The following is a 13,873-nucleotide window of genomic DNA, read 5'->3' on the forward strand; positions in this document are numbered from 1 at the left end:
CAAAGTCCCGTTATTAGGGGCTTTGTTGTTCTTGGGCTTGAAAAATGCCTAAATAGCGAATGCCCTTTAGAATTAACCCTCCATGACTAATTCAAAATCTCAAATCCCTCCAGCCGATAGTAAAGCGGAACTCCCTGTCTTGATTATTGGAGCTGGTTTAGCAGGCTTAACTGTTGCTCTGCATATGGCCAAAACCCAGCCTGTGATTGTGATGGCAAAGCGCGGTTTAGGCGAAGCAGCAACGGCTTGGGCGCAAGGCGGTATTGTTGGGGTAGTTGATAAAGAGCATGACAGCGTAGATGCCCACGTAGCAGATACCCTGGATGCTGGCGCCGGTCTTGTTGTGGAATCTACCGCTCGCTATATCGCCGAGGAAAGTACTGAAGCGATTCAATGGTTGGTAAATCAAGGCGTGCCTTTTACTGCTGATGAGGCAGGTCCTATGGGCCTGCATTTAACACGTGAAGGCGGCCATAGTCAGCGCCGTATTGCTCACGTTGCTGATGCAACTGGTAAGGCAATTCATGAGGTGCTTTTAGATAAAGCGCGCACTCATAAGAATATTCAATTGTTAGAGCATTGGATTGCGCTAGATCTGATTACTAACCGCCATTTAGATGCGAAGACGCAGCGCACCAAGCCTAATCGTTGCTACGGTGTCTATGCACTCGATATTAAAAATAACCGCGTTGAAACGATTGCGGCTAAATCTGTTGTTTTGGCTACGGGTGGAGTTGGTAAGGTATACCGATATACCAGCAATCCAGATACCGCTACAGGTGATGGTATTGCTATGGCATGGCGTGCCGGTTGTCGTGTGGGTAATATGGAATTTATTCAGTTTCATCCAACCTGCTTGTATCACCCAAGCGATCGTACTTTCCTGATTACTGAGGCAATGCGTGGTGAAGGTGGGATATTAAAGTTACCCGATGGCACGCGCTTTATGCATGAGCATGATGAACGCAATGAATTGGCTCCTCGCGATATTGTGGCTCGTGCTATCGACTTCGAGATGAAGAAGCACGGCTTGGATTATGTTCATCTTGATGCAACCCATTTAGGCGAGACATTCATTAAAGAGCACTTTCCGATGATCTATGCTCGCTGCAAGAGTCTTGGATTGGATATCACTAAAGAGCCTATTCCCGTTGTGCCTGCTGCCCATTACACCTGTGGTGGTGTAGTGACGGATCTTAAGGGGCGCACTGATTTGCCGGGCCTTTACGCTGTAGGTGAGGCTACATACACTGGTTTGCACGGCGCGAATCGCTTGGCAAGTAACTCATTGTTGGAGTGTGTCGTAATTGGCAAGGCTGCTGCGGAAGATATCTCTGCATTAAAAGCGCAAGCCATGCCGAAACTACCACTTTGGGATGAGAGTCAGGTGGAAGATGCTGATGAACAAGTAGTTATTGCTCACAACTGGGATGAGTTGCGCTCATTAATGTGGAACTATGTGGGCATCGTGAGAACGAATCGCAGGCTAGAGCGAGCATTGCATCGCATTAAACTCTTGCGTTACGAAGTTCAAGAGTATTACGCTAATTTTAAAGTGACGCGCGATCTGATTGAGTTGCGTAACTTACTTGAGTGCGCGGAGTTGATCGTTAGATCGGCACTCATGCGCAGAGAGAGTAGAGGTCTGCACTATAGTCGTGACTACCCCGGTACTTGGGCCGTTTCTTATCCAACTATTCTGACTCCTCAGGCCGAGGGGAATTCAGAGGGTGCGGAAACTTAATTGGCCACACCTTCGGTTTGGGTGCTTTTATTTCTTAATAGCGGGCGTAGCATGAAGGCTTAAGCCCAATGCTGAGATAACTTTAAGGATGGTATCGAATCCCGGGATTCGATCACCCGAGAGTGATTTGTATAGGCTCTCTCTCGTCAATCCAGAATCCTTGGCAACTTGAGTCATCCCTTTGGCTCTGGCAATATCCCCTAATGCTTTGGCAATAAATGCGGCATCACCATTTGCCTCTTCAATGCAAGCCTCTAAGTAGGCAGCCATTTCTTTTGGTGTACGAAGATGTTCGGCTACATCATAAGGGGTTGTGATTGTTTTTTTGATCATGATTTTTTATAGATTTCTAGCTAAACGTTGTGCATGTTTAATATCTTTGGCTTGTGTACTTTTGTCTCCACCCAATAAAAGAATGGTAATTTTTTGACCATGTTTGGTGAAGTACACTCGATACCCAGGACCAAAATCAACTTTCATCTCAAATACTTTTTCACCTACTGACTTAATGTTGCCTGCATTGCCTTCGTACAATCTTTTAATTCTCGCTTGTATCTTAGCTCTGGCCGTTAAATCAAATAAGTTATCTAACCAGACTTTAAATTCTTCTGTTTTCCTAATCTCGATCATGCACAAGTGTATCCAATAGGATACACTAAGTCAAAGAATATGCCCGATGTTGATCTGGAAATAGGGGGAAGGACTTACAAAATTCTCATTGAGAAATCTACAGCCAGAATATCCTTAGTGAGCTTGCCCAGGGAGATACGATCAACGCCGGTGGCTGCAATAGCGCGCATCTGCTCTAGGTTAATGCCGCCAGAAGCCTCTAAAAGGGCGCGACCATTAGTAATGGCAACAGCTTCTTTCATCTGATCGGTAGTGAAGTTGTCTATCAAGATACTCTTTGCACCGGCAGCCAAAGCTTCTTCCAGTTCGGCAAAGTTTTCTACTTCTACCTGAATATCTACTCCAGAATTTAAGGCTTGAGCAGCCTTGATTGCAGCAGCAACTCCACCGGCAGCGGCGATATGGTTTTCTTTGATGAGAATGCCATGCCAAAGAGCTAGACGTTGATTTTGACCGCCGCCTACTCGTACCGCATACTTTTGTGCTTGTCGCAGTCCTGGAATTGTTTTACGAGTATCTAGCACCGCGCAACCCTTTGGATTTGGACTTGCACCAGCAATGGCGTCAACATGTTGGCGCGCAATACTTGCGGTCCAAGAGAGTGTTTGCAAGAAATTAATGCAGGGGCGTTCGGCAGATAGTAGGGCGCGTGAATTTGCTTCAATATCGCAAACCTTAGTATCGGGCTTCATGAGATCGCCCTCAATGTAGTGCCAAGTGACCTTTGCCGCGGGGTCTAATTTTTTGAGGACGCCCTCAAACCAATCTACTCCACATAAAACCGCCTCTTGACGAACAATGAGTTGCGCATGAACTAACTTACTAGGAACCAATTGCGCCGTCCAATCGCACTTACCGATATCTTCCATGAGGGCATCGTGAATATTTCGTTGACGCGCTTGCTCTAAGGTTTCGTTGTAATCAAACATGGAGGGAATCAATCAAAAATGAAGTCAATGCAAATGGATTAGGCGGCGCCAATATTCTTCACAAAGCCATGTTGCGCTTTTGCTAGAAGGTCGGGATGATTTTGGGTGAAATCAAGCATACGTTCGATACAGCCCAATGCTTTTATACGAATATCTTCCTCAATGAAGATCTCACCAGAAGCATTCTCTAGGCAATTTAATATCCCTTGTAAGCCATTCATAGCCATCCAAGGGCAATGCGCGCAACTCTTGCAAGTGGCGCTATTGCCAGCCGTCGGCGCTTCAATTAATACTTTATGCGGTGCGAGTTGGCGCATGCGGTGCAAGATGCCTTTATCCGTAGCTACGATGTACTCAGTAGCGCTACCCTCGACAACGGCTTTAATCATGGCGGAAGTAGAGCCGACAACATCCGCTAAATCGACCACTGCTTGTGGAGATTCTGGATGAACCAGAATCATGGCATTTGGGTGTGCCGCTTTTAGCATTTCCAGCTCTACTGCTTTAAATTCATCGTGGACAATGCAGGCGCCATTCCATAGCAGCATATCTGCGCCAGTTTGTTCCTGTATGTAGCGACCTAAGTGACGATCAGGCGCCCATAAAATTTTCTTTCCCTCAACTTTGAGTTGATGAACAATAGCTAGAGCACAGGAACTTGTCACCATCCAATCAGCTTGTGCTTTCACGGCAGCGCTGGTGTTGGCATACACCACCACAGTGCGATCGGAATGCGCAGCTCGAAAGCTTGCAAAGTCGCCGGCATCACAGCCTAAATCCAAGGAGCAAGTTGCGTCTAAGTCTGGCATGAAAACGCGTTTCTCAGGACTGAGAATCTTTGCCGACTCACCCATAAAGCGCACTCCAGCGACAATCAAATTCTTAGCGGAGTGGTTCTTGCCAAAGCGTGCCATCTCTAATGAGTCGGCAACAAAGCCTCCTGTTTCTATTGCGAGGTCTTGAATATCGCCATCGACATAGTAGTGAGCTACTAAAGCGGCATCTTTTTCAACTAATAATTGCTTAATGCGGCTAATAACAGCAGCCTTCTCGGCGCCATGGAGTTGAGGCGGTGTTTTGGCCCATGCTTGGGCGGTACAGGTAGCCCCAGCGGCATCTTGCTGGGGGTAGTCAAAAGCAATAAGGGGGTTTGAGCTCATGCTAAATTTTAGCTTGCCATTTAATTTCTGGTTAAGGAAGGTTAAATCTTGTAGAACACCCTAGTGATATTAGAAGGGTAATTGTGCCCCAGGCTTGGCAGCGAATAATGCCGCTTTAAATTCCGCCTGAATGCGTTTGATAGCCTCTTGGCTATCCGCCTCGAAACGCATCACTACTACGGGGGTAGTGTTTGATGGTCTAGCTAGGCCGAATCCATCGGCGTATTCCACACGTACGCCATCAATCGTATTGATTGACTCTGCGGTAGGGAACTTCGCATTGGCCTTAATGGTTTCCAACAGGGTAAATGGCTCACCTTCAGCGCAAGCGAGTTGCAGTTCTGGAGTGCAGATGGCATTTGGTAAGTTATTCAGTGTATCGCTTGGATTTTTCTCTTTACTAAGAATCTCTAACAAGCGCGCACCTGTATATAGACCATCATCAAATCCAAACCAACGATCCTTGAAGAAGATGTGACCACTCATCTCGCCAGCAAGTGGCGCGCCAGTTTCTTTCAGCTTGGCCTTGACCAGTGAATGACCTGTTTTCCACATAATGGGCTCACCACCATGTTCTTTAACGAAGATACCAAGATTGCGAGTGCATTTCACATCGTAAATAATCTGTCCGCCAGGATTTCTGGATAACACATCTTTAGCAAAAAGCATCATTTGGCGATCAGGAAAAATCACCTGCCCATCTTTAGTGACAACGCCTAAACGATCAGCATCACCATCAAAGGCGAGACCTAATTCATTATCGGTAGTCTGGAGATTTTTAATCAGATCCTGCAGATTTTCAATATGGGCTGGATCTGGATGGTGATTGGGGAATTTGCCATCAACCTCGCAAAATAATTCTTGTACTTCACATCCAAGCGCTCTAAAAAGTTTTCCCGCGAATGCGCCACCAACGCCATTGCCGCAATCAACCGCAATTTTCATGGGGCGCGCCATTTTGATATCCCCCACAATGTAGTTGAGGTACATCGGGAAAATATCAAAGGTACTTCTAGCACCTTGACCGCTTACAAATTTTTTTGCTTCTATGCGCTTGCGCAAAGCTTGAATCTGATCGCCATAAATCGCAGCACCACCTAAGACCATTTTGAATCCGTTGTAGTTTGGCGGATTGTGGCTGCCAGTAATCATGATGCCTGACTTTGGAGTTTTGCCATCTATCGTATGGTTCGCAGCAAAGTACACCATTGGCGTAGCAACCATTCCTAAATCAATAACGTTAATTCCAGTAGAAAGAAGACCCTCGGTTAATGCTTCAATCAAACTAGGTCCAGATAGGCGGCCATCGCGACCGATGACAATGTGGGTTTCTCCAAGCTCGCGCATTTCAGTGCCAAAAGCTTGGCCGATTAACTTAGCGATAGAAGGATCTAAAGTCTCGTCAATAATGCCACGGATGTCATAAGCTTTAAAAATTGATGGAGACAATTGCATTGCAGATCTTTCAGTTAAAAAATGCTCACACTTAACTAGGATGGTGAGTAATTTGAATTCAATAAATTAATACGGGCGGCGGTAACGGCATCGATCTCTGCGTTCGATTGAATATCGCTTTGATGGCTCGCCAAGGCCTTTTCAATTGGCTTGGCTAATACCTTGCCGTATTCAACACCGGGCTGATCAAAGCTATTGATATTCCAAAGCGCGCCTAAGGTGGCAGTGCGGTTTTCGTAAAGCGCGAGAAGGGCGCCTAAGTAAAAGGCATTGAGTTTAGGTAGCAATAGGAAATTGCTTGGACGCTTACCGGGATAAACATCATTTGGATTGCTGGCAGTCTTGCCGTTTGCTAGTGCCTGAGCTTGGGCTAAGCAGTTTGATAGCAAGATACGATGGTGCGCAACCGCTTCAGGACGGTCGCTCATAGGGTCTCGTACCGCAATGAAATCTATCGGAATAATTTCAGTGCCCTGATGAAAAAGTTGGAAGTAAGAGTGCTGCGCATTGCTTCCCGCGCTGCCAAAGACAACGGGAGAAGAGTGCTTCACTGGTTTGCCATTGCGATCAACGCTTTTACCGTTACTTTCCATATCAAGCTGCTGTAGCCATTTTGGAAACCAATCCAACGCATCCGCATAGGGAATTGCCGCATAAGCCTTGATGTGATGTTTCTCTTGCTGATAGAGAAGACTTAAAGCCATGATGACGGGCAAATTTTTCTCAAGAGGTGCATTCTTAAAATGGAGATCGATTGCTTCCGCGCCAGCCAAAAATTGTTTGAAGGTTTCAAAGCCATACTGTAGGGCAATGGGAAGTCCCACTGCTGACCACACCGAGTAGCGACCTCCAACCCAATCCCAAAAAGGAAAGATATTGTCTTCATCAACCCCAAAATCTTTGGCAGCGTGAATATTGGCAGTTACCGCATAGAGTGCGTGAGTAATTTGACTTTGAGTGCAGCCACTGTCTTTAAGCCAAGCAACTACCGCTTTGGCATTCATCGTAGTCTCAAGGGTTGTAAATGATTTGGAGACAATGACAACGCGTGTACTGTGGGGTTGCGCACGCGCCAAAATGCGCGCTAATTCTGCGGTATCAATATTGGCCAAAAAGTGCATCCGCATACCGCGACTTTGTAGTCCCGGAACATGTGCTAATGCCTCAATAGCTAGGCGAGGCCCAAAGTCTGAGCCGCCAATGCCAATATGAATGACATCAGTGACACCCACCCACTTATTGCAAAGAGCCTCAATTCGTCGCCAAACATCAGCAACCGCTGGCATCACATCCTTGCCATCGATAAGGATGGGTGTTTTGGTGAGATTTCGTAGTGCTGAATGAAGTGCGGGGCGGTCCTCGCTATTGTTAATGTGTTTGCCCGCAAAAAGATCGGCAATAAATTGCTCCAGCTGCGATTGGCGCGCTTCCGCAAATAACTTTTCCCAGCCTTGGGTATCTATGCCTTGGTAGGCAGTATCAAGGACTATTTCAACGGCCGAATGGAGGTTTGGGGGGTTTAAATGGGACAAATAAGACATTTCTAGATTTTATCAATATAGATATCTAAATCCCCTTAAAACACTGAAAATGTTACGATTTCAGCAATGTAGAGCCTTAGTATGGCTGAAAATCAGGATATCTAGAGTCGAGTCAGGAAAAATTGAATGGAGCAGGTGGATTGCGTTGTTGTCGGGGCTGGCGTAGTTGGACTAGCTGTTGCGCGAGAGATGGCTCTCCAGGGTCGTGAAACGATCTTGCTCGAGAGAGAGAACTCCTTTGGCACCATCAGTAGTGCTCGTAACAGCGAAGTCATTCATGCGGGCATTTATTACCCCAAGGATTCTCTCAAAGCGAAACTTTGCGTAGAGGGCAACCGACTTTTGTATGAATATTGCCGCAGTCATCAAGTGGGCACTCATGCTTATGGCAAGTTAATTGTGGCTTCAGATGCCAGCCAGGTAGATGATTTGCAGGCCATTCTCTATAAAGCACAAAACAATCAAGTGCCAGATATTAAATTGATTTCTGGGGCGGAGGCTCGGGCGCTTGAACCACAACTTCAATGTGAGGCTGCACTCTTATCTGGCTCTACAGGCGTTGTGGATAGTCATGGCCTCATGCTCTCCTTGCTAGGTGGCTTTGAGGATGCAGGTGGCATGGTCGCCTATCAATCCCCGCTAATGAGTGCAAAGCCAATTGGAAAGAATGCTGAAGGAGGCTTTGAACTGGAAATTGGGGGCGCTGATGGGATGCGGATGCAGACCAAATTACTCATCAATTGCGCTGGCATGAGTGCACCAGCTCTAGCCAGAAAAATTGAAGGCCTATCTCCCGAACAAATTCCGAAGGCCTATTTCGCAAAAGGAAATTATTTTTCCTTGTCTGGAAAGTCACCCTTTACCCATCTGATTTACCCAATTCCCGAACCTGGGGGTTTGGGTGTGCACCTTACGCTTGATATGGGTGGGCAAGCTAAGTTTGGGCCAGATGTGGAATGGCTTGATATTGAGGAAGAGGATCAAATCAACTATACGGTCGACCCTCGGAGGGGAGAGGGCTTTTACGCCGCAGTTCGTCGTTATTGGCCCGGCCTAAAAGATGGGGCTCTACAGGCAGATTACTCTGGCGTTAGGGCAAAAATTGTGCCCTCGAGCGCACCAGCAGGGGACTTTTGCTTTGATGGACCCAGCCAACATCAGCTGCATGGCCTATTTAATCTCTATGGCTTTGAGTCCCCTGGACTCACTTCCAGCCTAGCAATTGCCAAGCATTTGGAGATGCTTGTGAAAAGTTCTCTATAATCTAGGTCTCAATTCGCAACGGAAGAGTGGCAGAGCGGTTGAATGCACCAGTCTTGAAAACTGGCGAGGATGAAAGTCCTCCGTGAGTTCGAATCTCACCTCTTCCGCCAATAAGTGCTGTTGGTCAGTTGCACTTCTGGTATTTGATTTTCTTTGCATCCTCTAGGTAGGTTTCAAATACCAACAGTGGATCAAATTGTTTCTCTCCTAAGATTGCAAATTTAAAACCTTTGGGCGTCACTTGATTAGATCCAAACCAGGAGTAGGCAGTCATAAAGCGCAGAGTCTTACTGTTTATCGTTAAATCCACATCCGAAGCAGTTCCATCTTTCTCTGGATTGATTAAGCGAAACTCAATAACAGTCTTTCCATTGCAATAAACAACGCCTTCGGGTTTTTCAATGGCAAAAGTAGCTTTAAAGCTAAATTGCGTAATTAAAAGTATGATTGCGTGGAGCTTCATATTATTTCCTTAACAATAATTTTAGGCTTGGTTTGATTAAATCTAGACAACCTTGCGCGTTGGCATCATTCATGACTGCAGCTCTATAGCCCACGTAATAAAGAGACCAAATTCCAAAACATCTTGCCTCAATGTCATCATAGTGTTCATGCAGTAGCGCATCAGAAATCGGCTTCAGTATTTGCATTAACTGTCCAATGATTAATGACTCGTATTTGCCGGACCACCTCCAACCAAATGCTGCACCCTCCTGGCGAATGCCTTTGATTGCAATGTCCTGTTTATATAGGTCAAGTAAGTAGGCCTCAATAAATTGAGGTGTAGTGAGTTTTTGGTTTGGGATGAAGGGCTTGATATTTTTGATTTGCTTGGCATTTACCCTGAGAATCACTTCAGCTAGTAGATCCTGCTTATCAAGACCTAAGCGATAGAGTTGCATTGGGCTTTTACCAGCGGCAGAACTGATTTCACGCATTCCCACTCGCTCATAGCCATTTTTCTCAAACAGCCGATGCGCCACTTTCACGATGTCTTCGATCTGTTTTTCAGCCTTTTTAGCTTTTTCTTCAAGCTTTTCAAGGGCTTTAGTCATGGCAGTTGTGTAATAATGATGAGCATTGTAGATAACATGTTAACAAATTCTGATGATCAAGTCACTATTTGCAGTCCTTCTTCTAGTAATAGGTTTAAGTTCCTGCACTACCTATCGATATGAATATATTGCGCCAGCAAGTGACTCTGGAAAGATGTGCGCGACCCAGTGCATGACTACTAAACAGGTTTGTTATAACGCTATGGGTCAGCAGGCACAAAACAATGTCAATTTCTGTCACCAACAAAATAATTACAGCTATCAGGCTTGTGTAAATCGCGCAAAAAGCCATGATGATGCGAAGAGGTGCAATCCCAATCCGCAATACTGTGCTGTTAACCCAAATTACTGGCAATGCGATGAGTCATATCGACAATGCTTTGCCACATGTGGCGGAACCGTGAACGTTTATAAAAATGAATAAACATCAATCTGCCTTGTTGATGCGATTTGCAATTGCAACACTTATTGCTTGCGGGTTTTCCGCAAATATCTATGCACAAAGTGCATCCGCTAAATCTATTCAGGCCTCGCTTTCGCAGAATCCAGTTTCGTTAGAGCGGGTGGATTTATCTGGGGTAACAGTTTTCGATGCAAGCAAGCTATGGTCTGACGCTCTCAAACGTTCGAGCGGAGGTTCTGATGCTCAATCTTATCCAGAGGTTTGTGACTCTGTGCGTAAGATCTATCGTGAGACAGGGTATTTCTTGGCTGAAGTGAGTTGCAAGATTGAGGGCTCTAAGCTGAGAGTTGTGGTCTACGAGGGTAGCATTCGCAAAATAGAGATTAGCGGTGTTGATGACGACCTGGCGAAGAAGATTTCCGACATCATTACTCGGGCTATTGGTGGCGGCCCTGTTACTCTTGAAAACTTTGAGCGTGGCGTCATGCTTGCAAAAGATTTGTCGGGAGTTTCACTCACAACAGAAGTAATTGCAAGCGCAGAATCAGGCAGCGACTTATTAAGAATTGCAGCGAATTCTGTTAAGCAGAGAGGAAGCATTTCTCTTGATAATCTACCTAGAAATTTTGGCCAAGGAATTTATGGCGTCCTGACGGAAGAGATTTATTCAACCCTGATCGCAGGAGATTTATTGAGGTTGAACGTATTGCCAAGCTCTGACTTTAACGGCCAGTGGAGTGGGGTGTTTGGTACGGCTACCTATAGGGCCCCATTAAATCTCGATGGTTTGTATGCTGAAGTGACAGCTGGTACAGGGCTGACAAAAACGTTTTATAACGGCACAAGTACATCCCCTAGCGATACCTTTCAAAAAACAAACCTAGCAAGTGCGATTATTGGTTATCCAATTATCAGAAATGCTCATGAATTTCTCTATACGCTCTCCGAGATTAATTACTACAGCCTAGCTGGCACCAATACTGGTGTGAGTAATATTGATACGAGAGTATTTCGCCAGTTTTTAACTTACAGCACCAATACGAATGATGGCAAATCTACGCGTGCTTCTGTAACCGTTTCTGCCGGCACCTCTGGCATTCAAACACTTCAATCGGCGCCGCCACAAAATTTGAATGATGCGAATTTTTACAGCTTAAGAGCGGGGGCTGGCCACATTACTCCACTCGATGATTTGAGCCCTGGGCTAGGCTTACGTTTAGAAGCTTCTTTGCAATATACAAGCAATAGCTTACCCACTGTTGAAAAGTATTTTTTAGGCGATAGGGCACGGTTGCGCGGATACGGTTATGCCGAGGTAATCGGTGATACTGGCTATGCTGCTACCGCAGAAATCGCGCAATATTTTCATCTAGGGTGGAATTATTTGGACTCCATCTCTCCATTTGGGTTCTTTGATTTTGGAGCCGTTAAGCAAAACACTGTTGTGCAGGGTAACTTTGTTAATCAGGCTAACTTAGCATCATTTGGAGTTGGTGTTCAAACAAACTCTAGAGAGAAATTCTCGGTACGTGGTTGGTATGGGGTGCCGATGAAGAGCATTCCCAATGGAACCCAAGCTTATTCACCTGCATTTTGGTTGCAGCTAACACAATCCTGGTAGATGATCCAATGCAGACTCAGATGATTAAAACTATTATTAGCATTACTTCGGCTTTCCTTCTGCTTAGTCAGGCTCATGTATTCGCCAAAGGTGGCGGCGGGGGTGGAGTAGGTAACTGCAATGGCAACGGCAATATTAAGCATGGTTGTGGCTCTTCCGTAATTACTCCTGATGTCTTGACTCAGACATCCCAAGGCAACGCAAGGCAGCCAACCGCTCCAATACCAACGGCAAATCAGTTACCCCCTCAACCGCCAGTGACTCCATTATCACCACCCCTGGTGCCACCAATGGTTCCACAACCAAAACCTGCCGCTCCGCCGTTAGCACCACCCCTGGTGCCACAACAAGTTCCTGTGCGTCAAGCTGTTGAAGGAACTCCAATTGAGCAAAGAGTTCCAGATTTACCTCCACCCCAAAGAACAGATGTGGTTACTAGTCCTGCCTTGGTTCCACAAGCTATTGTGGTTGAGCCACCGAGAGGGCTACAGGAAGTACCAATGGCAACACCACCCCTGGTGCCACAACAAGTTCCTGTGCGTCAAGCTGTTGAAGGAACTCCAATTGAGCAAAGAGTTCCAGATTTACCTCCACCCCAAAGAACAGATGTGGTTACTAGTCCTGCCTTGGTTCCACAAGCTATTGTGGTTGAGCCACCGAGAGGGCTACAGGAAGTACCAATGGCAACACCACCCCTGGTGCCACCAATGGCTCCACAACCAAAACCTACCGCTCCGCCGTTAGCACCAAAGATGATTCCACAAGCAGTGCCGCCAACGGTTTCTTCTGTAACCCCTATGTTTGTGGCATCACCATTGGCCTCGCCTCAGTTGGCTCCGGAGCCTAAAGTGGAAGTTACGCTAAAAGCTAGTAGTGCAGGGTTCAATAGAAGTATGATTTCGAATATTCCAGGGCGTCAGCCTGCTGATTCCTATGCGATTTTCAGAAACGATGCTACTGGGGTCTATAGAGAATGTGTAGTCAGTGGCCTGGAGCGCAGAAAAGTAATTCTCCCTAATGGCGAAATTATTTATAGAGGCACTTTGCCGAGTTTAAGAACTGTTTCGAATGAGTTGTCCGATATCCCGTCCTGGCATCCACATGAAGCAGGATGCATTATTTCTATTGAACATAAGAAACGGTAAAAAGTGCTTTCGCCACAATCTTCGTGGCACTTTTTTCTCTAATGTCCACCTAGGCGAAAAATCTTATTAGCTTAAGAGCTAATAAGAGTGGGGGTTATCCTAGCTTCTTGGTATGCAGTTTGCCTGGAAGTATTGTCATAATTGGTGCTTTTAGAACTTCTGCCACCTTTAAATGACTTTGCAGTCCTCATGCCGTTTTGTTCCCAATGAATCATCACATATATTTTTGATTGATGATGACGATTCTGTGCGACTCACTTTAAGTGCGATGCTGAAGTTTTTGGGTTATCAGGTGCATGCATTTTCATCAGCACTCGAATTCTTGCAGCAATCCGTTCAAGCAATGCCCGCAGTCATTATTACGGATATGCGCATGCCAGAAATGACTGGTGTCGAACTTCAGACGGAGTTGGTGAAACGAGGCAGGCAGATCCCCATCATTTTTATTAGCGGTCAAAGTAATGTGCCTCAAACGATTCGCGCAATGAAGCAGGGTGCTATTGAATTTTTGGTCAAGCCATTTGAGCGTGATCAGTTATTGGCTGCCATTACCCGCGGCTTAGAGCAAGATGCACTTTATATGCGTCACTATATTGAACAAACAAAATTAGAGGTAGATCTAAAGAACCTTGCTCCACATGAGCGTGAGGTATTTGAGTTACTTGCTGTGGGTTTCAATGATGAGCAAATTCAAGAGAAGCTCCAAATCTCTTTGTCAACCGCTGAGCAATATAAGTCAGAAGTAATGCGTAAGCTTAATTTGCACTCATTGGCTCAATTGATCGCCCTTAAGAATGGACAAGACTTCGAATCTCAGCCTCTGCGCCATTGAACGTTACTAGCTCAATACCCGACTAATTTGCTCGCATATGGCCTAATAATGTTATCTCTAGGGTGCATACTTAAGGATTCAGGGTGCATAAAAGG

The 13,873-nt window shown here is 45.8% G+C and carries 14 protein-coding genes and 1 tRNA gene; 7 read left to right on the forward strand and 8 right to left on the reverse strand.

Annotated elements, in window-relative coordinates; translation table 11 throughout:
- Positions 1-82: 82 nt before the first annotated feature.
- Entirely contained in the window at positions 83-1,744 is a 1,662-nt protein-coding gene (nadB, locus tag AOB49_RS03935) for an L-aspartate oxidase (RefSeq protein ID WP_062308252.1), read from the forward strand.
- A gap of 27 nt (positions 1,745-1,771) precedes the next feature.
- Here nadB and AOB49_RS03940 read toward each other — a convergent pair whose 3' ends face one another.
- From AOB49_RS03940 to pgi, 6 genes are all read right to left on the reverse strand, one after another.
- The gene (locus AOB49_RS03940; RefSeq protein ID WP_342667195.1) at positions 1,772-2,077 is read right to left on the reverse strand and encodes an addiction module antidote protein; all 306 of its coding nucleotides are present in this window, start codon (positions 2,075-2,077) and stop codon (positions 1,772-1,774) included.
- Positions 2,078-2,083: 6 nt separating this feature from the next.
- On the reverse strand, positions 2,084-2,374 hold the full coding sequence (locus AOB49_RS03945) for a type II toxin-antitoxin system RelE/ParE family toxin (protein WP_062308255.1): 291 nt from the start codon (positions 2,372-2,374) through the stop codon (positions 2,084-2,086).
- A 74-nt stretch (positions 2,375-2,448) separates the two neighbouring features.
- Positions 2,449-3,303 (reverse strand): carboxylating nicotinate-nucleotide diphosphorylase, encoded by an 855-nt coding sequence (gene nadC, locus AOB49_RS03950; RefSeq protein WP_062308258.1) that lies wholly within the window; start codon positions 3,301-3,303, stop codon positions 2,449-2,451.
- A 38-nt stretch (positions 3,304-3,341) separates the two neighbouring features.
- Positions 3,342-4,463 (reverse strand): quinolinate synthase NadA, encoded by a 1,122-nt coding sequence (gene nadA, locus AOB49_RS03955; protein ID WP_062308261.1) that lies wholly within the window; start codon positions 4,461-4,463, stop codon positions 3,342-3,344.
- A gap of 69 nt (positions 4,464-4,532) precedes the next feature.
- Complete coding sequence (locus AOB49_RS03960; protein ID WP_062308263.1) at positions 4,533-5,918, reverse strand: phosphomannomutase/phosphoglucomutase; 1,386 nt, start codon at positions 5,916-5,918, stop codon at positions 4,533-4,535.
- A 35-nt stretch (positions 5,919-5,953) separates the two neighbouring features.
- Positions 5,954-7,459 (reverse strand): glucose-6-phosphate isomerase, encoded by a 1,506-nt coding sequence (gene pgi / locus AOB49_RS03965; protein WP_062308266.1) that lies wholly within the window; start codon positions 7,457-7,459, stop codon positions 5,954-5,956.
- A 126-nt stretch (positions 7,460-7,585) separates the two neighbouring features.
- Between pgi and AOB49_RS03970 the strand changes: the two genes are divergently transcribed.
- Complete coding sequence (locus AOB49_RS03970; protein WP_062308269.1) at positions 7,586-8,722, forward strand: NAD(P)/FAD-dependent oxidoreductase; 1,137 nt, start codon at positions 7,586-7,588, stop codon at positions 8,720-8,722.
- A gap of 20 nt (positions 8,723-8,742) precedes the next feature.
- Positions 8,743-8,832, forward strand: a tRNA-Ser gene (locus tag AOB49_RS03975).
- 14 nt (positions 8,833-8,846) lie between these two features.
- Here AOB49_RS03975 and AOB49_RS03980 read toward each other — a convergent pair.
- Entirely contained in the window at positions 8,847-9,185 is a 339-nt protein-coding gene (locus AOB49_RS03980; RefSeq protein WP_062308272.1) for a hypothetical protein, read from the reverse strand.
- Between the two features lies 1 nt (position 9,186).
- On the reverse strand, positions 9,187-9,777 hold the full coding sequence (locus AOB49_RS03985) for a TetR/AcrR family transcriptional regulator (RefSeq protein ID WP_062308275.1): 591 nt from the start codon (positions 9,775-9,777) through the stop codon (positions 9,187-9,189).
- A gap of 172 nt (positions 9,778-9,949) precedes the next feature.
- Between AOB49_RS03985 and AOB49_RS11995 the strand changes: the two genes are divergently transcribed.
- From AOB49_RS11995 to AOB49_RS04000, 4 genes are all read left to right on the forward strand, one after another.
- On the forward strand, positions 9,950-10,201 hold the full coding sequence (locus AOB49_RS11995) for a hypothetical protein (protein WP_156471330.1): 252 nt from the start codon (positions 9,950-9,952) through the stop codon (positions 10,199-10,201).
- Complete coding sequence (locus AOB49_RS03990) at positions 10,194-11,801, forward strand: ShlB/FhaC/HecB family hemolysin secretion/activation protein (RefSeq protein ID WP_062308277.1); 1,608 nt, start codon at positions 10,194-10,196, stop codon at positions 11,799-11,801. The genes AOB49_RS11995 and AOB49_RS03990 overlap by 8 nt, the downstream gene beginning before the upstream one ends.
- Before the next feature lie 20 nt (positions 11,802-11,821).
- On the forward strand, positions 11,822-12,946 hold the full coding sequence (locus tag AOB49_RS03995) for a hypothetical protein (protein ID WP_156471331.1): 1,125 nt from the start codon (positions 11,822-11,824) through the stop codon (positions 12,944-12,946).
- Between the two features lie 172 nt (positions 12,947-13,118).
- Complete coding sequence (locus tag AOB49_RS04000; RefSeq protein WP_062308281.1) at positions 13,119-13,778, forward strand: response regulator transcription factor; 660 nt, start codon at positions 13,119-13,121, stop codon at positions 13,776-13,778.
- Positions 13,779-13,873: the final 95 nt, after the last annotated feature.

It is taken from the genome of Polynucleobacter sinensis (assembly GCF_001595985.1).
In the GTDB taxonomy this organism is placed as follows: Bacteria; Pseudomonadota; Gammaproteobacteria; order Burkholderiales; family Burkholderiaceae; genus Polynucleobacter; species Polynucleobacter sinensis.

Excerpts from the sequence above, each read along its gene's own strand:
- AOB49_RS03970 (WP_062308269.1), top strand. The coding sequence starts at position 7,586 with ATGGAGCAGGTGGATTGCGTTGTTGTCGGGGCTGGCGTAGTTGGACTA.
- AOB49_RS03960 (WP_062308263.1), bottom strand. The coding sequence starts at position 5,918 with ATGCAATTGTCTCCATCAATTTTTAAAGCTTATGACATCCGTGGCATT.
- AOB49_RS11995 (WP_156471330.1), top strand. The coding sequence starts at position 9,950 with ATGACTACTAAACAGGTTTGTTATAACGCTATGGGTCAGCAGGCACAA.
- AOB49_RS03990 (WP_062308277.1), top strand. The coding sequence starts at position 10,194 with ATGAATAAACATCAATCTGCCTTGTTGATGCGATTTGCAATTGCAACA.
- nadC (WP_062308258.1), bottom strand. The coding sequence starts at position 3,303 with ATGTTTGATTACAACGAAACCTTAGAGCAAGCGCGTCAACGAAATATT.
- AOB49_RS03995 (WP_156471331.1), top strand. The coding sequence starts at position 11,822 with ATGATTAAAACTATTATTAGCATTACTTCGGCTTTCCTTCTGCTTAGT.
- pgi (WP_062308266.1), bottom strand. The coding sequence starts at position 7,459 with ATGTCTTATTTGTCCCATTTAAACCCCCCAAACCTCCATTCGGCCGTT.
- nadA (WP_062308261.1), bottom strand. The coding sequence starts at position 4,463 with ATGAGCTCAAACCCCCTTATTGCTTTTGACTACCCCCAGCAAGATGCC.
- AOB49_RS03985 (WP_062308275.1), bottom strand. The coding sequence starts at position 9,777 with ATGACTAAAGCCCTTGAAAAGCTTGAAGAAAAAGCTAAAAAGGCTGAA.
- AOB49_RS03980 (WP_062308272.1), bottom strand. The coding sequence starts at position 9,185 with ATGAAGCTCCACGCAATCATACTTTTAATTACGCAATTTAGCTTTAAA.
- AOB49_RS03940 (WP_342667195.1), bottom strand. The coding sequence starts at position 2,077 with ATGATCAAAAAAACAATCACAACCCCTTATGATGTAGCCGAACATCTT.
- nadB (WP_062308252.1), top strand. The coding sequence starts at position 83 with ATGACTAATTCAAAATCTCAAATCCCTCCAGCCGATAGTAAAGCGGAA.
- AOB49_RS03945 (WP_062308255.1), bottom strand. The coding sequence starts at position 2,374 with ATGATCGAGATTAGGAAAACAGAAGAATTTAAAGTCTGGTTAGATAAC.
- AOB49_RS04000 (WP_062308281.1), top strand. The coding sequence starts at position 13,119 with ATGACTTTGCAGTCCTCATGCCGTTTTGTTCCCAATGAATCATCACAT.